Raw genomic sequence first — 20,492 nt, 5'->3', positions numbered from 1 at the left:
TGAGCCCGGTACAATACCGAGCTCATGCCCAACTGGTTGCATAAAAATAGTTGTCTAACTTTAAGGGGTCACTTCAATCTGTGGGCTGCTTTTTTTTATTGCGAAATAGCTTTCAGCATGAACGTATGATCGTGGTGATGGTATAGAAAGAATATTTTTCTGATTTGACACTAACCTTTTAGTAAGTAGTTGTACTAAAAGTGCATACTTACATATTTGTAGTGCGCGCTTTATACTCAGAAAATAAATAATACTCAAGGAGGATAAGTCTTTGAAAACTCTTGTTATCGTAACACACCCAAGCATAGAAACATCTGTGATAAATAAGCAATGGGTAGGAGAACTCAAAAAATATCCAGAAAAGTATACTATACATGAATTGCATACGATTTACCCTGACGGGAACATTGATGTGGAAAAAGAGCAGCACTTAATTGAATCGCATAGTAAGCTTATTTTACAGTTCCCTGTTTATTGGTTTAGTAGTCCGCCTCTCCTTAAAAAATGGCTTGACGATGTTTTTGCTTATGGCTGGGCTTATGGTTCAAATGGAGGAGACAAATTAAAGAATCGCAAAGTTGCTTTAGCTGTATCTGCCGGAATTAAAAAAGAAGATTATAGTGAAAAGGGAAGATATCGCTATACACTTGAGCATCTACTATCCCCTTTTGAAACAACCTTCCTATATTGCAGTGCAGATTATCGTTCGTTCTTTGCGTTTTATGGTACAGAAAATGAGCCTGGCGCAGATGCCCCAGGTTTGTCCGAAAGCGAATTGGAAAAAAGCGCACGAGATTATTTGAGTTTTATTGACAGCCTGTAATAGGAATGCCTATTGCTGTCCGTCCTCCAGAGCTGGCAAACCATTTTCCTCTCCCCACTCGCACATCATATTTAACAATGGAATGAGAGAAAGGCCACGCTTAGATAATGAATATTCAACTTTTGGAGGTATCTGGAGAAATTCCTTGCGTATGATAAGGCCATCTGCCTCTAGCTCTTTTAACATAATGCTTAGTGTTTTGAAGGAAATGGTGCCGATACTTCGTTTCAGCTCGTTATGCCGCATAACCTTATTTTCAGAAAGCCAATATATAATGATCATTTTATATTTACCGCTTATTAAGGACAACGTATATCCAAAGCCAGTGTCTTTTAGGACCACGCCAGACGGAACACAGGTTTCACCCATAAGTTACACTCTCCTTTAGGTAAGTATATAATATAAATGTGCATACTTTACAACTGATCATTATGCAATCTTGGTGAAATGATGTAAAGTATGCTCGTTATAAATGTTTCTGTATCTTTAAATAGAGTGATTTTAGAAACGGAGAGGATCGCCTTGACATCCTGGAAAGGCGTTCACTATAATTCAGATAGAAATCGCCTCCACTCTTCTTTTTATTCATTTTGTGGAACCGGTTCCTTAAAAGATGTAGTTAAGTCCATTCACTGTTTATGAATGTAATCTCTAAATAAGGTGGCATCGTTATGTTTAAATGGTTGAAAAAGAAGGCGACTCCTCGTATTGAACAATTCGACATGGTAGCACCAATCAAAGGAAAAGTGGTTTCCCTTGAAGAGGTTCCAGATCCTGCGTTCTCTACGAAGGCTATGGGGGAAGGTATCGCTATTCATCCGACTGAAGGTAAAGTGACTGCTCCTTTCGCGGGTAAAGTCGTTCACGTGATGGAGAAAAGTAAGCATGCTCTGATCATTGAGCATGAATCCGGTGTGCAAATTTTGATACATGTCGGGATTAATACAGTTTCCCTCAAAGGACAAGGGTTTAACCCTCACGTTCAAACAGGAGATAACATTAAAGCAGGGCAATTACTGATGGAGTTTGATCTAGACGCGATTCAACAGGGTGGCTTGCCTGTAATTACTCCGGTAATCGTTCCAGACGGGCAAGAGATGATCAGTCATGTGGAAATCTTGGAAGGTACATCCGCCTCTTCAGAAGTACCCGTATTAAGAGTTCACTTAAAAGCCTAGTTCTCATTCAGAAAAGACTAACCAGGAATTCCTGGTTAGTCTTTTCTTTAGATGATTCACTGACTGGTCAAGGATCGGGTATGACCATGTGATCAAAAGCTAGGATTCACATATTTCAGATATCCGCTGATTACAATTGCCTTCGTACAGCCCTCCATGAAAGCAGATCACTTTTTTTATATCATATGGCAGCAGGTTTTTAAGAGATTCTTTGGCCATATTGAAATCACAGCAGTATTGCGGGTCTGGAGCCAATAATTTGCCGCTTACCACGCGTAGAGCATCTCCTGCAATCAGGGTTTGACTGGATTTATGATAGAAACTTAGGTGTCCTGGTGTATGTCCAGCAGTATCTATAACTACGATCCCCCCGCAGAAAGGTAATTCCTCTCCGGCAACGATGGTGGAGTTTACAATAGCCTTTGGGGGATTTTCAAGTGTACGCCGGAATGCGTGTCTCCACTCTACCGGAACGGATTCGGGCATGGCGCTTACAGCTTGATCTATTGCTTCTGGAGTCAGCTTTATAAGCTGTTGTTCTCCCTGTATATAAGGCTTTTCGATAGAACTGGCTAATACTTGAACTGGGGATGAAGAAGCCCGGATTATATCTGCTAAACTGCCGATATGATCAAGATCCTGGTGTGTTATTAATATGAAGGTAAGTTTATGGATTGTTAATCCGGTGCCTAGAATAGCCTCATGCAAAAGTGAGAGTTGCCCGGGGTAAGCGGTATCAACTAAAATCATGTTATCTTCGTCCCACATTAAAGTGGGGTGAATACTCTCTATACTTCCCATAATGTTAGCAGAAACCTGGAGCATGTGTATTCCCTTGTCTAATTGCATCGAATCCCTCCATAAGAGTTGATGTAATACAAAGGAATCGTATCATGAAATATAAATATGTAAACATATATTATATCACAAAAATAATTATTTGTAAATATGTAGAATTTTAAATTTGTGTGACAGTTAGGAGTGATGACGTGAAGAAAATTTATTTTGTCAGACATGCCCAAGCAACAGGACAGGAACCAGATGCCCGACTTACCGATGAGGGTACCCGACAAGCTGAGCAGTTAGTTGATTTTATGGAGAACGTAGGTGTGGAATATATTGTGTCCAGCCCGTGGAAACGGGCCGTGCGAACCATTCAGCCCTTGGCTGAACGGAAACAGTTGCAGGTGTATACTGATGTACGTCTTCAAGAACGGGTACTTAGCCATGAGCATTTGGACCATTGGCTGGACGTGCTGGAACAGACCTATTTGGACGAGGACTTGAAGCTGGAGGGAGGGGAATCATCCCGTGAAGCAGTAGATCGAGGAATCCAGCTTGTTCAGGAGCTTATAGAGCGGGCGGAAAAAACGGTTATCATTGTAACTCATGGAGCTTTACTATCTCTTCTCATTCGACATTACGATCCGCAGTTTGGGTTTGAGGACTGGAAAAAGCTTTCGAATCCCGACGTGTATTTGCTAGAGCTGAAAGAAGCAGAAGCCAAGATTCACAGAGTGTGGAATACGGGTTGAAATAAATAAAGCACGTTCACCATAAGTGCAGAATGGAATCGAAAGGGGAGGCGCATGTTGAATGCAAACCGTTTTTTAGAATTAGAAAAGGCGTTGTTTCAAGCTTGGTCTTTGGAGTCTAGTTCTAAATGGACAGCAAATAATCCTGCGGCTGGACAATGTGGTGTCACAGCGCTTGTCGTTCAGGACAGGCTTGGCGGCGATATTTTGAGGACATGGCTGGATAGTGGCTGGCACTATTACAACCGCATTGGTGAGGACATTATAGATTTTACGAGGTCGCAATTTTCAAGCCTTCCTCAGTATCAGGATGTATACTCCAACCGGGAGGAAGCTTTTTCGGACACCAATGCAGGGCAGTATGCAGCCTTAAGCCAGAGATTAAAGGAATTTCTAAACGAAGAAGAATAAGGGGATTTAAATCTGGATGCAGTCATAAAGACGTGATTTTTGAACCTGATCCAATGGAAGGTACTTTTTGTTGCCCAATATACATTAAAGAGCTGAGTAATCAGTAAAATTCTTGAAGATAAAAGCTGTATTTACGTTATAAAATGGGCTATACTGAGGTAAGAATAGTAAAGGAGTCGTGCGCTAACACGACTCCAGTATACAACCACTGCTTAAAGAGCAGTCGGCAGTAGGGTCCAACAATAGACCGTTACCTTGGATCGGGGCGGTCTATTTCTTTTTTATGTAGGTAGGCAATGCCAGAATGAACATGCCGAACATGATCATCAAGGAAATTGCGTCTTGAGATATTAATTACTTAATTACGTATTTTCTTGGAGAGTACTATAAAATAAACTCTAATGCAGCCAATGACCGGGAATGCTTAGAGAAGGGGGCAGTTTGGTTTTACAATTGCCCTTAGCCGAATTTAATTGCGCCTGTGTAAGAAAGATACTTCCTTCCAGATTAGCCCCACTTAAATCAGCATCTCTAAAATCCGTACCGATCAAGTCTGTCATTCTCAGATCAGCCTCTCGCAGATCAGCAGCAATAAGTAAAACTCCTCTCAGGTTGGTACCTCTAAGATTAGCGCCTCTCAAATTGGCCCCGATAAGGTCTCTACTCCTGATTTTTTTACTATATTTATTGTGCTCCACGTTTTTCTTAACTTTTTCTCGTACTAACTCACTTGTTTGTAAAAGTAAATCATTGACTAACGCCCTATGGGTTGGTACATGAAGATTTATGAGGGATTTTGGATCTTGATCCGTAAGCTGCTCGGTTTTCGCCATAGCTTTTTGTAAGTCTGTATAGATGGGTTGAGTTTCTTTTAAGTTAAGGGCTTCATTGAGGTAATAAAGCATTTCATGAAGCTGTTGCATGATGGGAAATAGATTGAACATTTCCTCAGCTATTGCCGGATCGTCTCGCCAGCTTTTTCCCTTGTATGTAACTTGGGAAACTTTTTGACCTGCTCCAAAGCAATCATATACCGTACAGCCTCGCAAGCCGTTGTTTCTTAGATTCTTATGAATATCACAACGATAATCCGCATTGAGGTTTTGACAAGGGGTTCCTCCATCCTTATTAAAAGCAAAATCAGCTGATTTTGCATAAGGCAAGGCTACACAGCATAAACCAAAACATTGTTCACAATTTGCACTATACAATAAACACACATCCTTTTACTGGCACCTATTAAATGTAATATTACCAAAAAAAGATGGGGTATAGTATATTGTTTTTTCATAGACTTCTAGAGTCTGCTGGATCGTTTAGAGAAGAAATCTAGTCTTTTGCCAGGTTCAATTGCCATGAGACTCCGTATTTATCTTCAACCCACCCAAATTGTTGGCTTACGGGAGAGGCTTCAAGGGGCATTAGAACTCGGCCTTCCTGAGATAGCTGGTCAAACACGCTATGGATTTCTTCTTCCGAATCACAAGTGACGAATAGCGATAGAGCTGGGGTAAAAGGGTGTTTGTCCTGATGGTTATAGTCTATAGCCATAAAAGTCTGCCCTTTGAGGTTGAATACGGCATGTAACACGGTCCCATCTTCCTGATGAAAAATGCTCATGATACCAGACGGTTTAAATACAGAGGTATAATATTGCATGGCTTCTTCTGCTTGACCGGAGAACATGAAAAATGTTGTGATTTTTGGACTGGAATCATGCATGAGATCAACTCCCTAGATTGTATCGTAGATGATAACATCTTTCCTCTTTTTTAATAGAAATATTCAGCATTAGAGAAGTGCTTCATGAAGATGTACACACGTGAAAGGAGAAAGACAGGATAATGGACGCGACAGCAAGACTTATGGATATGTTCGGCTCAGCTAAGAAGCTGGATGCCAGCATCATTTCTGCCTATACGGATGTGGTTGCCCAATATGGGACAGTGGAAGATGCGAGGGAGTTATATAGGCTTTTTGTAGAAGATCCCCATCATTATATCCGGGGGTTGCTCCTTCAGCCGATCATGAGATGCGGGGATGTTACTTTGGCGCAGGATATGTACGAGCGTTACGTCCGAAATCAGGCATCCCCAGAACATATACCTGACGGTGTGCTGTATGCGCTAGGTTATTTGGGTTATGTGGAGGCTGCTGCTGATCTCGTCGCTTTGGTGAACGGACCGTATGGAGCTGTGTCTGTGGATGCCTGTTTAGGACTGGTACATCTTCCATGCGAACCGTATCGTGAGAAACTGGCGGCTGAATTGGAAAAAGCGCTAGATCAGAATTTGTTTAATGAATTCTTACCTCTGTTAAGCTTCAAATGCACGACTGAAGATATGATTCCGCGATTGGTACATTGGGGAGAGCAACATGCTTCCGTAGACTGTAATGCAGGAATTATTGCTGGAATCGCATTGTTTGGAGAAGGGCAGAAGGATACGATTCGATCTATCCTGTGGAATCCGTTTTGGGAGGCTCATGGAACGGCTACAGGCAGTTGTGTGTGGTCTTATTTTGCTATGCAGCATGTAGGACTAACCTTTAGGGAGCTTGTTCAGGATATAAAAAGCTACGATACATCCAAAAAAGATGTACAGACATTGGAATACCGTTTGGACGTGCTATATGAGATGTTGGAACTAAAGCTAAGCTATACAGCCCGACCGATCCGGTTCGCTCGCAGCAATGAGGAATCATTTGGTCAGCTATATAGCGATTTGTTTAGCTGGTCTAACGAACATCACGATGACTCTATTGTAGGCTGGATGAACGAACAGTTGGGGGTTGAGCACCGACTGTTGGATCAGTATGATGAGCTAAGGAAAAAAATCGAGATTAAAATGGTGCATGAAATTGAGCTGGAGCATGTTCGGACAGGGAGTTAATCGGGTCGGGATATAAGAATTTTTGATGTAAAAGGACGAAATGGCGGAGTTTGGCGGCGATATGGGGATTCGCCCAGTCCGCGGGCTGATGTCCCGCATAGGATACATCAGCCTAGAACACAAGGAGTGAAACACATGTCTTTACTGCCACAAGTTCCTTTCGGAACGCAACCGGGTACTCCGGGTCCTTTCACGCCGTCAGGTCCTTCGATTCCACAATTTCCTGATATGCAGGATTCCTTCCCATCTCCGATGGGTCCGCCACCAGGCCCAGGACCATTTTCGCCACAGCCGTTCTCACCACCGCCGCAGGGGCCATTCGGTCCGCAAGGTGGGCAGCAAACTCAAGCACCAACTTCCCCACCACCGCAATTTACACCACCGAAGCCGCTGGTTTCGGCGTATGCGGTTGACCCTGGAGCCATCTTTGGTTGTTTGTTCCGCAACACGTTTGTATGGCTGACGAACGGAGAGCGTTTCTGGATGTACCCTGTCTTTGTAGGCAGGACATCCGTAGCGGGTTTTCGGTGGAGTGGACGTTTTTGGTTTTATTATGGTGTAGACACTAACCGTATTGAGTCGTTTAGCTGTTATTGGTAATAGCGTAGCTTTAGGGAAGAGCGGGGTTTAACGGGATGATGGCTGATGGCACTGGCAAGAGAGTAATTGGGCACATGAGGTAAGTGAAGCGAAAATAAAAAGACTGAGAGAGCGCTCATCGCGTTCCCCCAGTCTTTTTTTGCTATTAATCCATCCACCAACGTTTAAAATTGCCCCACCATGATTTCTTTTCGGCTTGTCGCTCCGCTTGGTCAGTTGGTGTTGATGCCGGTGGGTTATCTTGCCCCGACAGCGTCTCCTTCGGCTCCGTGCCGCTGACAAATACCTCCAGCCGCTTATCTGGGCTGTCCGGTGCAGCCAGTTTGCCGCTGGCCGGATCAATATAAGCGCTGACTACGCCGTCGGGGATAGGAAAGATTTTGGGCGGCACATTCTCCAGCGCTTTCTCCGTATATTGCGCAAAAATCGGAGCCGCCCGTCGGGCATCCTGTGTGCTGATGTCCTTGCCCTTGTCATAGCCAACCCAGACAGCGGTGGATAGTTCGGGGGTAAAGCCGACCATCCACGCATCGGTGTTGGTCGTGCCGCTCTTGCCGGCAACCGGGCGCTTAATCAGCTTCGCGACCCGGTTGCCGGTGCCGCCTTCTTCGAACACGCCTTCCATGAGGCGTGTAAGGACATAGGCGGAGGCGGGCTTCACCACCTGCACGGGCGCGGCTTGGGGCGCTTCGTACAGCGACCGCCCGGCCGCATCGGTGATGCGCAGCACTGCCACCGGAGCCACCTTTTGCCCGCCGCTGCCGATGACCGAGAAGGCCGAGGCCATCTCGAACGGGCTGACGGGCGACACGCCCAGCGCCAGCGAAGGTACGGGCTTAAGCTCGCTTGTAATGCCCATTTTGCTGGCGAGGTCCATGACCTTGTCCGTTCCCACCTTCAAAATGGTGCTAACGGCATAAATATTATCGGACGCCGCAATTGCGCGCCGAAGATCTATTTCGCCCAAGTATTTGTCTCCAAAATTTTTGGGCTTATAGGTCTTGCGGTTGTTATCGTAGTGGAACAACGTCGGTCGGCTTTCGAACTTGGACGTACTCGTCAATTCGCCGGAATCCAGCGCGCTCAGATACATAATCGGCTTGAAGGCTGAGCCCGGCTGCCGGGTTGTGGCCAGCGCATGATTATATTGATTCCCGACATAGTTCGTTCCGCCGACCATGGCCTTGACATGTCCGTTGCGCGGGTCCATGGAGATTAACGCGGTTTCCAGTCCGTTGCTGTTCTTCATGCCTTCGTTTACAGCCGCCTCGGCTGCCTGCTGCATGTGCATGTCCAGCGTGGTATAAATACTCAGTCCGCCATGCTCGAGCACCCCTTCGCTAATCCCAAGTTGATGAGTCGCCAGCTGGCGGACGTAATCGCGGAACCAGGGAGCGGTTTCCACTGTCCGGCGCTGGCTCTCGGGCCGCAGGGCCAGCATTTCCTCATAGGCCTTGGTGGCTTCGGCCGGAGTAATCTTGCCGGTGAGCGCCATGGAGTCCAGTACAATTTTCTGCCGATCCTTTGCATTTTTCATATGATTATACGGTGAATAGTAGGTCGGTCCTTTCGGAATACCTGCTAACAGGGCGCTTTCGGCCAAATCCAGCTCTTTTGCGGATTTACCGAAATACATTTGCGAAGCTGCTTCAATGCCATAGGCGCCGTGACCATAGTAAATTTCGTTCAAATACATTTGCAGCAGTTCATTTTTGGTGTACTTCATTTCAAGCTGTGCGGTATAAATGGCCTCCTTGGCTTTGCGCGTCCACGTTTTCTCATGAGATAAGTACAGATTGCGTGCAAGCTGCTGAGTCAGCGTGCTGGCCCCTTGCGACATATCCCAGCGGGTCAGATTAACGATTACCGCCCGGCCCAGACCTTTGAAATCAAAGCCAAAATGATCGTAAAACTTCCGATCTTCCACAGCCAGGGTGGCTGCAATCAAATCGGGTGAAATGTGATCAAGCTGGACCGGAATGGATTCCTTGCCTCCAGCAGAGAAAGTGGCGATGACTTGTCCCTGACTATCGAGCAGACGTGAATTCCTATCCGTATCCGCGAGCGGAAGGCTGGTCGTGTACAAATAGGCGAGCAGGATGCAGGCGGCGATGACCGTCAGAATAGTGAGAGACATTAGTCCTTGAAAGCATCGAAGCCAAAGCGGTTTACGCTTGGGGGATCGCCCGGTCGTATCGGTCATCATGCCACCTCTTTCCATAGTTGATGTTCTCAGTATAGTCAATCCGAAAGCGTCTATTCATCAGATACACACACGTGTCTATTTTAAACAAGATTAAATCTCCAAATTGCTTTTGCAGTCCATTCAGGTATCACTTATAATGCAAAAAGTGTGAAATTCCAATGCGTTTGGTACAATAAATATAGCAAACTCGGCGTTTGCGTGTTGCTGATATAAGGAAAGTCAACGTTTATGCTACCGGATTGCCGGACACATACTTTGATCAGAAAGAAGGTTGGAATGATGGACTTGTGGTTTACGGAGAAGCAGACTCCCTCTTTCGGTATTACAGCAAAAATCAAACAAACCTACGTCTCTGAGAAAACGGATTTTCAGGATCTGGCTATGATCGAGACAGAGGAATTCGGCAATATGCTTGTTCTGGATGGCATGGTGATGACAACGGTTAAGGATGAATTTGTGTATCACGAAATGGTAGCACATCCGGCCTTGAATACACATCCGAATCCGAAAAAAGTTTTGGTTGTGGGCGGTGGCGATGGCGGCGTTATTCGTGAGGTCATTAAGCACCCTGAAGTAGAAAAGGCGGTATTGGTTGAGATCGATGGTAAGGTGATTGAATATTCCAAAAAATATTTGCCTGAAATCGCAGGGAAGCTGGACGAGCCTAATGTAGAAGTGCTAGTCAATGACGGATATATGCACATTATTGAACACAAAAATGAATACGACGTCATTATGGTCGATTCGACGGAGCCGGTAGGTCCGGCAGCCCCGCTGTTTGAGCGCGGGTTTTACCAAGGCATTTTTGAGGCGTTGAAGGAAGACGGCATTTTCGTTGCGCAAACGGATAACCCGTGGTTCAAGGCAGACCTGATTCAGAAGGTCAACAAAGATGTGAAGGAAATTTTCCCGATTGTGCGTGTGTATGGTGCGAACATTCCGACCTATCCGAGTGGTCTTTGGACATTCACGTTGGGGAGTAAGAAGTATGATCCGCTCGAAGTAGACGAGACCCGAATTCCAGAAATGGACACCCGATATTACAGTCCGCGTCTACACAAGGCGGCGTTTATACTACCTAAGTTTGTAGAAGATTTAACGAAGTAAACATTTTAAAAAGCGCCTTAGTGGTCTTTATTGCCTGTTTTTGGGTGGGAAAGAGCGCTATAGGCGCTTTTTTGTGTTGGATAAGATTTGAAAAAGGGTATAAAAGCATACTGGACACTGGATTTCCTTTTAAGATAAAAGAAGGAAATTTAAGGGTGTGCGTAGAATATACAAAAAACCAGACATTTAACAGATTTGTAATGTCAACAGGAACGGTTTGGTTATGGAAATACATAAATCGGCGATGTACCAAAGAGGGGGAAACTTTTTTGATCAGACGCTCTTTTTATTACCTGTGGGGGTCTCAGACAATCTCCAACGTAGCAGATATCATCTACATGTTGAGTGTAGTGGTATTGGTGTTCAGTTCAAGTAATTCCTTAATGACGACTATTTTAATTCCGTTGTTCCGATTGTCTGCCCAAGTACTTAGTGGGCTCGTTGCACCGATCGTCCTTGGCCGATTTCAGCTAACGCGCGTGTTGCTATTTTCCCAGTTTGGGCAGTTTGTCATTTTTACGCTGCTGCTGCTTTATTTGTGGATCGTACCTGAGCAGAGGTCGTTTCTATTTATTTTTGTGATGGTGTTTGGTATGTCTTTTCTGGATGGCTGGACAAATCCCGCGCGTAATGCGCTTGTACCCCGTTTGGCTACGGGTGAAGGACTAATGCGGGCCAACGGCATGGTAGCGGTCAGTGATCAGGTGGTCAAGTGTGCAGGCTGGGCGTTGAGCGGAATTATTGTGGCTTGGCTGGGTTCCCTGAATACGCTTGTGATCGCATCCTGTTGTTATCTTGTGGCTGTAACTGTCACGTCCTTCATCCGTGATCCGCTGGATCAGAAGGAATTAAGTCTTGAAGCTTCGGATTCCTCAACAAATCTAGTAGAACCTGCAAAGGGAAAGGAAAAAGGCTCCCATTGGAAAGAGCTTGGGGAAGGCTGGAAAATCATTTGGCATAACCGTCGTATTCGTTCTCTGATGATCGTCGATAGTGTGGATAGTATTGGGGGAGTCTCCTGGCTCGGCGTATTTATTTTGGCGTACGTCAGCCAAGTGCTGCATCGGGATGCGAGCTGGTGGGGCTTTATGAATGCGTCCTTTTTCTCGGGCACAATTTTGGGTGGATTGATTGTCGTTGGTTTGGTCAAGCGCTTGCAAAAGAACAGCTTTTTATACATGCTCGGAGCGTTGCTGGTGTATGTACTGATTACAATTGTATTTGCGCTGAATACAATCCCCGTTGCTGCACTTATTCTTTTTGCTGTATCAGGCTTACCTGTTCAAATGGCAGGGATTATTCGCCGCACCTTGCTGCAAACCAGTGCACCGGCAGCCCAGTTGCCCAAAGTGATGGCAGGAATTGATGTGATTACAAATCTCGCTTTCGGTCTGTCCTTGTTATTCATGGGCTGGTATGCAGATCGTTTCGGTATGGTGCAGGTGTATTTGTTGGCTGCGATTATGACGACCATTGCTATCTTGATCGGCTGGTTGTACCGCAGGGATTTTCAGGAAAGTGGGCAAATGGACCATCCAACCGCTACGGGCGCTGGGATTTAAAATTGGGGTTCTCGTTAGGCGTGACAGCATTCATTGGATGAGTACATAATTAAATGCAGGTGTAAAAGTGAACGTGACGATTAGGTAGAATAAAAGCCTGCAATTCTCCTCAATTCTACAGGAACCCCACTGGAATAACGTTGACGGTGGTGTTCCTTTTATAACTATTAAATTAATTGGTATGTCTGTTGAGCAGTATGTGCCATTGCTAATGTCAGGTCCGTTTGCTCGTGAGATATGTTTTGACGGCAGGAGGAGTGTAATTTGTAAATTGCCGTAGGATTCCTTGCGGAGTAGTATCCGTAACTACCATCGCACGATATTTTTCTTGCATAAATTGTTCCTGAGCCATACGATCAAACAAGGAAATAAGAGGATCGTAATAATGGTTAATATTTAAAAGACCGCATGGCTTTTCATGCAAGCCTAATTGCGCCCATGTGAAAATTTCAAAGTATTCTTCCATTGTACCTGGGCCACCTGGTAAAACAATGAATCCGTCCGCAATCTCTGCCATTTTAGATTTTCGTTCGTGCATGGAATCAACAATGATTAATTCGCTCAGGCCATTATGCGCAATTTCACGGCTTTGCAAAAAGTGAGGGAGCACACCGATGACGCGACCTCCTGCATGAAGTGCCGCGTCAGCGACTGCACCCATTAAACCAACACTTGCTCCTCCATAAACCAGGCTTATTTCCTGTTCGGCAAGTGCCTTGCCCAGAGCAACAGCATGCTCTCGATAAATCTCAGACGCTCCATTACTGGAACCGCAAAAAACAGCAATGCTTTTCATATGAGATTCTCCTTTATGTATATCTTTTTGCAAGTTTTTGCTGGTGTGTTCGAAATATATCCTCCAAGGTGATGTCATACTTGTTGGCGATCACGATGAGATTACCCAGTACGTCTCCAAGTTCTTCAGTTAAATGCTCCTTGTTCTCCTCGAATGAACCATCGATCTCATCAGGCCGGTCTCTGCCAATCTCCAGGGCGCGAATAGCTCTCGCAACCTCCCCGGTTTCCTCTGCCAAGAAACCAATTCGGACGAAGATATCTAAATCCGACCAGTTTCTCTCCTGATAATATTGCTTGACCCACTTTTGAAATTCATTAATATCCATATTCAGCCTCCCAACTGAAACCCACGCATAGGTGTTGGCTATACACAAACCATAAGGTTTAGATGAAACGGAAACGTTTGTTCGTGTTTTATTATATAATATAAGGGGGGATTTATCAAAGAGAAATTAAAAAGCCGTTTGCTTAAAAAGCAACCGACTTTTTTTAAAGAACGTTGACCTTAATGATGCGACCGTATCCGTTCAGTCTTTTAAGCTGTAGTGAACTGGCTGTTATAGAGCGAGGCATAATGGCCACCGCTGGCAAGCAGTCCCTCATGGGTACCACTTTCGACGACATCGCCGTTTTTCATGTATAAAATCAAATCCGCTTCGCGGATGGTTGATAGTCTGTGGGCGATCACAAAGCTGGTGCGTCCGGCAATCATTTTCATAAATGCTTTTTGGATACGCGCTTCTGTCAGGGTGTCTATGCTACTGGTCGCTTCATCCAGGATCAGCATAGGTGGATCGACCAGGATCACCCTCGCGATGGTAAGCAGCTGTTTTTGGCCTTGCGACAGGCTGTCGCCTGACCCGCTAATGACCGTATCGTAGCCATGAGGCAGTCGCTTGATGAAGCTATGCGCATTGGCAGCTGTTGCAGCCGCGATGACTTCTTCGTCCGTGGCGTCTGGCTTCCCGTAAGCGATATTGTCCCGAATGGTCCCGCTGAACAGCCATGTATCTTGAAGCACCATACCAAAGTTAGTCCGTAGGCTGTCCCGGCTCATGTCGTTGATATTCACCCCGTCGATGGATATCGAGCCGCTGTCCACATCGTAAAATCGCATGAGCAGATTGACGAGTGTGGTTTTGCCAGCTCCGGTCTGCCCGACAATGGCCACACGAGTGCCTGGCTTTACCTCCAAACTAAAGTTTGTAATGAGCGTACGTTCCGGGTTATAGGAGAATTTGACATGATCAAAAACAATCGTGCCTTTGCTGCGCTCCAGCTGTACGGCGTTCGATTTTTCGGGCTGCTCTGGCGGTGAGTCCAAAATAGCAAATATGCGCTGAGCAGAAGCTGTAGCTGCCTGGAACTGGGTCAGCACACCCGTAATTTCATTAAAGGGCTTGGCGAACAAATTGGTATAAATCAGAAAGCTCGACAATCCGCCTACCGAGATCCCACCCAAAATAATGGAGATACAGCCAATCATGGCGGTGACTGAAAAAGTCATGTTGTTCACCAATCGGGTAGAGGGGTTGGACAATGATCCGTAAAACTGCGATTTCACCCCGGCTTGATACAATTGTTCGTTTCTGGCGGAAAATTCCTCAAGCGAGCGGTTTTCATAATGGAAAGCGGTAACTACCCGTTGTCCGCCGATCATTTCTTCCACATAACCGTTCAGGCTTCCTAAAATTTTGGCCTGTTCGCGGAACATACGCTGCGATCTTGTGGTAATGAACCGTGCTACGCCATATGTGATCGGGGCAGACACCAATACGACCAACGTCATGATCGGACTAATATACAGCATGAGTACAATGGAGCCTATAATCGTAATAATCCCGGTAATCAATGTGGAAAAGCCTTGTAGTAATCCATCCGACACAGCATCCATATCGTTCACAAAACGGCTAATGCTGTCTCCTTGCGGATGAGTGTCATGAAAGCTTAACGGAAGGATATTAAAATGATCAAATAACTCCCGCCGCATATCATTTACGGTCTGAAAAGCAATACGGTTCGTCAAATACGTGAGCAGCCAGCTAAATAGACTGCCTACAATATATACAATGCCTAATCCAGCTAGAATCTGCGTAATACCTTTAAAATCCACTGCTCCCTTATCCACCATATGGTCGATAGCCTGACCAATCATGTAGGGTCCGATCAGACTGGCAAGCACGCTGAGAATTGCACTGACGATGACCCAACATGTTGTTGTTTTATATTGACCCACATAGGTTAACAATCTTCTCCAGGTTTCCTTGCCACTCATTGGTCTACCTCCTGCGTTGAGAGCTGGGAATGATTAATTTCCTGATATACATCTGAGCTGCTCATCAACTGTTCATGTGTGCCGATACCAACAATCCGTCCCTCATCAAACACAATTATTTTATCAGCATGCTGTACGCTGCTTACTCGTTGCGAGACCAACAGGACGGTCATGCTGGTGCTATTTTCCCGTAGCGATTTACGGAGGGCGGCGTCGGTTGCAAAATCGAGTGCGCTTGAGGAGTCATCCAAAATGAGGATTTGCGGATTGCCGACAATAGCACGGGCAATGGTAAGTCGCTGTTTTTGTCCTCCTGACAAATTAAGCCCCCCTCGGGTGATCGGAGCATCGAATTTCTCCGGCAGGTTGGAAATGAACTCATCCGCTTGCGCGATTGCTGCGGCTTGAGCGACTTCCTCATCGGTGGCGTGTTCATGCCCCCAACGGATATTATCCGCTATAGTACCAGTGAACAGCAGTGCCTTCTGAGGGACAATTCCGATTTTCTGCCGCAATTGCTCGAGCTTATATTGCCGAACGTCAATGCCATCAACCTGCACACGACCCTCTACCGCATCATAGAAGCGGGGAATAAGATTCACAAAGGTGGATTTCCCAGAACCTGTTCCTCCGATGATGCCGACCGTTTCACCGGGATAGATGTTTACCACTATATCGCTCAGTGCCAGTTGTCCTGTCTTATTGTATCCAAAGGAAACATGATCAAAAGAGATGGCTGGTACAGCGCCATGCTCACTTGTTCCTTCCCTGTCTATAGATGTAGAAGTAGCAGCAGTGTCGGAAATCGAAGCTTGCGTGTCTAGGACCTCCTGAATACGCGCTGCTGAAGTGGCAGCTTTGGTGAACAAAATAATTAAATTGGTTACCACAATCAGAGCCAGTAAAATTTGCGTAATGTAATTAATAAAGGCAATAATCTCCCCTTGTGTAAGAGATCCATATTGGATATGGATACCGCCGATCCACAGGATAGCAATAATAGCTCCGTTCACCACCAACAAGGTGGCGGGGCTTAGCAAAGCAGAAATACGTCCGACACGAATAGCAGTCTGGGTCAGGTCATCTGAGGTGGCATTGAACTTTCCTCGTTCAGCTCCTCTTTTGGCAAATGCACGTATGACCCGTACGCCTGTAAGATTTTCGCTAAGTACCAGAGCGATTTTATCGAGTTTTTTCTGGTATAGCTGGTACAGGGGAGAAGCCTTCGTAATGACTACATACAGAATCAAAGCCAGAATCGGTGTAGCCGCCAACAGCACCAAAGCAAGGCGGAAGTCCAGAATCATGGACATGATAATCGCCCCGATACAAATAAAAGGAGCGCGAATGACCAAACGAATCAACATCGCTACAGCTGTTTGCAGCTGATTGACATCATTCGTAATCCGGTTGATGAGCGAGGGTGTACCGAATTTATCGAGATCAGCATAAGAAAACGAAGAAATATGCTTAAACATCGTATTGCGCAGCGTAGTTCCGAATCCTTGAGAGGCACGAGCTGCGTAAAACTGACACACTAATGAACTGCCAAAGCCCAGTATAGTCATGAGTAACATCAAAAGACCCATCTGCCAAACATAATGGGTGTCTCCTTTACCTACGCCATGATTGATCATTAAAGCAACCATAGTAGGCAGCAATAGTTCCAAGATGGCCTCAATCAGTTTAAACAGAGGCCCAAGAATCGTTTCCTTTTTATAGGGTTTCAAAAAAACAGCAAATTTCAGCAAATAAACCATCACCTAACCTGAATAATGTATATAGCCTCATGCCGCAATAGCATAACTGAGTTTGATTATGGCATATCCCCAACCATATGAATAATATTTAATATATATTAGAGGTATAGGTTTTACATATATCAGTACCGGAGGTCCATAATGATGGAATTGAGACATCTCAAGTATTTTTTGGCGATTGCAGAGGCCGGACAGATTACAGCGGCAGCCAAAAAGCTGAAAATTGCACAGCCTCCCTTAAGTCAGCAACTCATGCAGCTGGAGGAAGAGCTTGGTGTAAAGCTCGTGCATCGAGGCTCACGAAGTATCCAATTGACGGAGGCTGGCATCATTTTACAGAACAGGGCCAAGCAGATTTTGGAGCTGACAGATGCCACGACAAGAGAGATAAACGATTTTGCCATGGGGATGAAAGGTACGCTCACCATTGGAACGGTCTCCTCCTCTGGGGCAACGTTGATGAAAGACAGGCTTTCCGAATTTCATAAAACCTATGCGGGTGTAAAATTTGAAATTCATGAGGGAAATACGTTCATGATTCTCGATCTTTTGAACAAAGGAATTGTCGAGGTCGGTATCGTCAGAACCCCTTTTAATACTACCGATTTAGGGTGTAGATATGCGTCCACTGAGCCGATGATAGCAGTGATGACAGAAGAATATGACTGGAACCCCGAACAGAAGACCATTTCATTGTCTGAGTTGAAGAACAGGCCGCTCATCGTATATCGCCGCTTTGAACAATTGATCCACGATACCTGTATGAAGCATGGCTTTGAGCCGAATATCTTTTGCAAAAACGACGATGCTCGCACCACGCTTCACTGGGCTAATGAAGGGCTGGGGATCGGTATGATTTCGCGGTCTGCGTTGTCACTCGGAAGCAATAACCAGTTAATCGTTAAGGAAATTATGTGTGAGGAATTGCATACGCGTGTGGCGGCTGTCTGGCTGAAGGATAAATACATGTCTTCTCTAGCCTCTCGATTCATCGAAAGTTTTAGCCAAGCATCCGATGGAGCTGACTTAAGGTAGCTGAATTTTTTGGATGAAAGCATCTTTTTGTAAAAACTCATTTGAATTGCAATCGGGAACTGGATATAGTAGTACAGTAGGATAGCAATAGAATGGAGTTTGAATACATGCCACATAATGCAAAGGTCCGAATCCGTCTTCATAGTCACCATGACGGAGAAGATGTGGTACAGGAACTTCCCGGAGAAGCGATCGTGCGTGGGAAGCATCTATATATAAGGTACGATGAGCCGCAAGAAAGTCCTGAGGGCGGTACGACACGAAACACAGTCAAAATCGGATCGGATGAGCTAAAACTGATTCGTCACGGTGAGGTACAATCAGAGCAGTCGTTTGCGCTGGGACGCAGGTTGCCTGGATTTTACCGCTCGCCTTATTTAAACCTGAACATGTCTGCGCATACGCAGAAGCTCGATATTCGGATGGATGGTTTCACCGGACATGTGAGCTGGACCTATGATCTGTACGTATTTGAGGATTTCTCGGGGCATTTTGCCATCAGTTTGCATATACAGGAGGAGCAATAATCATGACAAGCAATCCACTGGAACTTATTAATCAAAAGGTGACTTCAGCAATCGAGGCGGCGGTGCTGGCTATCGGAATCGTGAGCCGCGAAGAGCTGCCGACCATTACGCTGGAGGTGCCAAAGGACAAGTCACACGGTGATTTGGCTACCAACGCTGCGATGCAGCTCACCCGCATTGCGAAGAAGAACCCACGGCAAATCGCTGAAGATTTGATCGCGAATATGGATTTAGCTTCCGCTTCTATTGAAAGTGCGGAAATCGCTGGACCGGGCTTTATTAACTTCCGCCTGAACAAGAGCTACCTGTATGCAGTTATTGGACAAGTGCAGGAACAGGGGGCAGATTACGGGCGTATACAGGAAGGTGCAGGCAAAAAGGTACAAATCGAGTTTGTCAGCGCCAATCCGACAGGTAGTCTTCACTTAGGTCATGCACGTGGTGCAGCCGTAGGGGATGCTCTCTGCAACGTGCTTGATTTTGCCGGATACAAAGTAACTCGTGAATACTACATTAATGATGCGGGCAACCAGATTTACAACATGAGCCGCTCTATTGAAGCGCGTTATTTGCAGGAGCTGGGACAGCCTGCGGAGATGCCGGAGGATGGTTACCATGGTGAGGATATCATCGGGTTTGCCAAGGAACTGGTGGCCGAAAAGGGCGATTCTCTGTTGTCCATGGAACCGGGAGATCGCGCAGCTTATTTCCGTGACTACGGTCTGGAAAAGGAACTGAACAAGATCAAGCGCGACCTGGAGCTGTTCCGTGTACCTTTTGATTCCTGGTTCAGCGAAACGTCGCTGTATGAAAACGGTGAAGTGCTTAAAGCGCTGAATGAGTTGCGTGACCGTGAGGAGATTTACGAGAAGGACGGAGCTACATGGCTGAATACGACCAAGTACGGCGACGATAAAGACCGTGTCTTGATCAAAAATGACGGTACATATACGTACCTGACCCCAGATATCGCTTACCATCGCGATAAATATGCTCGTGGGTATGACACGATCATCAACATTTGGGGAGCGGATCACCACGGCTACATTCCACGGATGAAGGCAGCAATGGAAGCACTGGGCAATGATCCAGATAAGCTTAAAGTGCTGATTGCCCAAATGGTCAGCTTGTTCCAAAATGGGGAAAAAGTAAAAATGTCCAAACGTACCGGCAAGGCCGTGACGATGGAAGATCTGATGGAAGAAGTGGGTGTAGACGCGATCCGTTACTTCTTCACTATGCGCAGCATGGATTCGCACCTGGATTTTGACATGGATTTGGCGATTTCCACTTCCAATGAGAATCCAGTATTCTACGTACAATATGCGCACGCACGTGCATGCAGCGTATATCGTCAAGCCGAAGAGCAAGGTATTGCTGTGCTGCCGTTGGCAGAAGTCGACTTGTCCAAGCTGACGGCTGAGCATGAATACGATCTGCTCCGCAAAATCGGCGAGCTGCCGGAAGAAGTATCGGTGGCGGCTGCAAACTTTGCACCACACCGTATGATTCGCTATGTCTACGAGCTGGCTTCATTGTTCCACAGCTACTATAAGGCAGAGCGCGTCATCACAGAGGATGCCGCTCAAACGCAGGCACGCTTGGCGTTGTTTGGTGCGGTGCGCACGACCATTGCCAACGTACTGAAGCTGGTGGGCGTGTCTGCACCAGAACGTATGTAAGCAAGCAACTTTAAGATCATGACTTTGTAGTCATAAATAATAATAAAAGGAACCGTTCGTATCACCCTCAACAGGGTGGCGATTCGGTTCCTTTTTATGTTG

21 protein-coding genes are annotated in these 20,492 nt (G+C 45.8%); 11 read left to right on the top strand and 10 right to left on the bottom strand.

The window, feature by feature from the left end; all coding sequences use genetic code 11:
- Window positions 1-271 precede the first annotated feature (271 nt).
- Entirely contained in the window at window positions 272-823 is a 552-nt protein-coding gene (locus ACUYLD_RS25040; RefSeq protein WP_250259947.1) for an NAD(P)H-dependent oxidoreductase, read from the top strand.
- Between the two features lie 9 nt (window positions 824-832).
- On the opposite strand, the gene ACUYLD_RS25035 is transcribed toward ACUYLD_RS25040, so the two are convergent.
- Window positions 833-1,192 (bottom strand): winged helix-turn-helix transcriptional regulator, encoded by a 360-nt coding sequence (locus tag ACUYLD_RS25035; RefSeq protein WP_446676199.1) that lies wholly within the window; start codon window positions 1,190-1,192, stop codon window positions 833-835.
- Between the two features lie 302 nt (window positions 1,193-1,494).
- Between ACUYLD_RS25035 and ACUYLD_RS25030 the strand changes: the two genes are divergently transcribed.
- On the top strand, window positions 1,495-2,001 hold the full coding sequence (locus tag ACUYLD_RS25030; RefSeq protein ID WP_250259946.1) for a PTS sugar transporter subunit IIA: 507 nt from the start codon (window positions 1,495-1,497) through the stop codon (window positions 1,999-2,001).
- Between the two features lie 99 nt (window positions 2,002-2,100).
- Here the strand turns inward: ACUYLD_RS25030 and ACUYLD_RS25025 are convergent, their stop codons facing one another.
- Window positions 2,101-2,850 (bottom strand): MBL fold metallo-hydrolase, encoded by a 750-nt coding sequence (locus tag ACUYLD_RS25025; RefSeq protein ID WP_446676198.1) that lies wholly within the window; start codon window positions 2,848-2,850, stop codon window positions 2,101-2,103.
- Window positions 2,851-2,990: 140 nt separating this feature from the next.
- Here ACUYLD_RS25025 and ACUYLD_RS25020 point away from each other — a divergent pair, with 140 nt between their 5' ends.
- On the top strand, window positions 2,991-3,536 hold the full coding sequence (locus tag ACUYLD_RS25020; protein WP_069290786.1) for a histidine phosphatase family protein: 546 nt from the start codon (window positions 2,991-2,993) through the stop codon (window positions 3,534-3,536).
- A 57-nt stretch (window positions 3,537-3,593) separates the two neighbouring features.
- Complete coding sequence (locus ACUYLD_RS25015; protein WP_069290787.1) at window positions 3,594-3,947, top strand: YunG family protein; 354 nt, start codon at window positions 3,594-3,596, stop codon at window positions 3,945-3,947.
- Between the two features lie 270 nt (window positions 3,948-4,217).
- Here ACUYLD_RS25015 and ACUYLD_RS25010 read toward each other — a convergent pair whose 3' ends face one another.
- The 3 genes from ACUYLD_RS25010 to ACUYLD_RS25000 all read right to left on the bottom strand — a co-directional run bounded on the left by ACUYLD_RS25010 (window position 4,218) and on the right by ACUYLD_RS25000 (window position 5,669).
- Window positions 4,218-4,283, bottom strand: coding sequence for a putative holin-like toxin (locus tag ACUYLD_RS25010; RefSeq protein ID WP_446676203.1), 66 nt, complete (start codon window positions 4,281-4,283; stop codon window positions 4,218-4,220).
- 62 nt (window positions 4,284-4,345) lie between these two features.
- Window positions 4,346-5,158, bottom strand: coding sequence for a pentapeptide repeat-containing protein (locus tag ACUYLD_RS25005; RefSeq protein WP_446676197.1), 813 nt, complete (start codon window positions 5,156-5,158; stop codon window positions 4,346-4,348).
- A gap of 118 nt (window positions 5,159-5,276) precedes the next feature.
- A complete protein-coding gene (locus ACUYLD_RS25000; protein ID WP_013308197.1) occupies window positions 5,277-5,669 on the bottom strand; it encodes a VOC family protein in 393 nt (130 codons plus the stop codon).
- A gap of 119 nt (window positions 5,670-5,788) precedes the next feature.
- Here ACUYLD_RS25000 and ACUYLD_RS24995 point away from each other — a divergent pair, with 119 nt between their 5' ends.
- Complete coding sequence (locus tag ACUYLD_RS24995; protein ID WP_446676202.1) at window positions 5,789-6,838, top strand: hypothetical protein; 1,050 nt, start codon at window positions 5,789-5,791, stop codon at window positions 6,836-6,838.
- 135 nt (window positions 6,839-6,973) lie between these two features.
- A complete protein-coding gene (locus tag ACUYLD_RS24990) occupies window positions 6,974-7,438 on the top strand; it encodes a transporter (RefSeq protein WP_235306884.1) in 465 nt (154 codons plus the stop codon).
- 145 nt (window positions 7,439-7,583) lie between these two features.
- Here the strand turns inward: ACUYLD_RS24990 and ACUYLD_RS24985 are convergent, their stop codons facing one another.
- Window positions 7,584-9,641 (bottom strand): transglycosylase domain-containing protein, encoded by a 2,058-nt coding sequence (locus ACUYLD_RS24985; RefSeq protein WP_069290789.1) that lies wholly within the window; start codon window positions 9,639-9,641, stop codon window positions 7,584-7,586.
- 282 nt (window positions 9,642-9,923) lie between these two features.
- Here ACUYLD_RS24985 and speE point away from each other — a divergent pair, with 282 nt between their 5' ends.
- Together speE and ACUYLD_RS24975 are read left to right on the top strand one after the other, a co-directional pair.
- On the top strand, window positions 9,924-10,751 hold the full coding sequence (speE, locus tag ACUYLD_RS24980; RefSeq protein ID WP_446676201.1) for a polyamine aminopropyltransferase: 828 nt from the start codon (window positions 9,924-9,926) through the stop codon (window positions 10,749-10,751).
- 269 nt (window positions 10,752-11,020) lie between these two features.
- Complete coding sequence (locus tag ACUYLD_RS24975) at window positions 11,021-12,313, top strand: MFS transporter (protein ID WP_446676196.1); 1,293 nt, start codon at window positions 11,021-11,023, stop codon at window positions 12,311-12,313.
- 214 nt (window positions 12,314-12,527) lie between these two features.
- Here ACUYLD_RS24975 and ACUYLD_RS24970 read toward each other — a convergent pair whose 3' ends face one another.
- The 4 genes from ACUYLD_RS24970 to ACUYLD_RS24955 form a co-directional block, all read right to left on the bottom strand.
- Entirely contained in the window at window positions 12,528-13,109 is a 582-nt protein-coding gene (locus ACUYLD_RS24970; RefSeq protein WP_061831788.1) for an LOG family protein, read from the bottom strand.
- Window positions 13,110-13,122: 13 nt separating this feature from the next.
- Complete coding sequence (locus tag ACUYLD_RS24965; RefSeq protein WP_061831789.1) at window positions 13,123-13,437, bottom strand: MazG nucleotide pyrophosphohydrolase domain-containing protein; 315 nt, start codon at window positions 13,435-13,437, stop codon at window positions 13,123-13,125.
- 209 nt (window positions 13,438-13,646) lie between these two features.
- Window positions 13,647-15,386 (bottom strand): ABC transporter ATP-binding protein, encoded by a 1,740-nt coding sequence (locus ACUYLD_RS24960; RefSeq protein ID WP_446676195.1) that lies wholly within the window; start codon window positions 15,384-15,386, stop codon window positions 13,647-13,649.
- Window positions 15,383-17,137 (bottom strand): ABC transporter ATP-binding protein, encoded by a 1,755-nt coding sequence (locus tag ACUYLD_RS24955; RefSeq protein WP_414126656.1) that lies wholly within the window; start codon window positions 17,135-17,137, stop codon window positions 15,383-15,385. Before ACUYLD_RS24955 ends, ACUYLD_RS24960 begins: the two co-directional genes overlap by 4 nt.
- 153 nt (window positions 17,138-17,290) lie before the next feature.
- On the opposite strand from ACUYLD_RS24955, the gene ACUYLD_RS24950 reads away from it, so the two are divergent.
- The 3 genes from ACUYLD_RS24950 to argS all read left to right on the top strand — a co-directional run bounded on the left by ACUYLD_RS24950 (window position 17,291) and on the right by argS (window position 20,390).
- The gene (locus tag ACUYLD_RS24950; protein WP_446676200.1) at window positions 17,291-18,181 is read left to right on the top strand and encodes a LysR family transcriptional regulator; all 891 of its coding nucleotides are present in this window, start codon (window positions 17,291-17,293) and stop codon (window positions 18,179-18,181) included.
- Window positions 18,182-18,273: 92 nt separating this feature from the next.
- Window positions 18,274-18,708: a DUF1934 domain-containing protein gene (locus ACUYLD_RS24945; RefSeq protein WP_081112515.1), complete on the top strand. Its 435-nt coding sequence runs from the start codon at window positions 18,274-18,276 to the stop codon at window positions 18,706-18,708.
- 2 nt (window positions 18,709-18,710) lie between these two features.
- Window positions 18,711-20,390: an arginine--tRNA ligase gene (argS, locus tag ACUYLD_RS24940; RefSeq protein WP_043882018.1), complete on the top strand. Its 1,680-nt coding sequence runs from the start codon at window positions 18,711-18,713 to the stop codon at window positions 20,388-20,390.
- Window positions 20,391-20,492 lie beyond the last annotated feature (102 nt).

This window comes from Paenibacillus sp. SER-28, from assembly GCF_052906305.1.
This window is presented reverse-complemented; position numbering and strand designations above follow the sequence as displayed.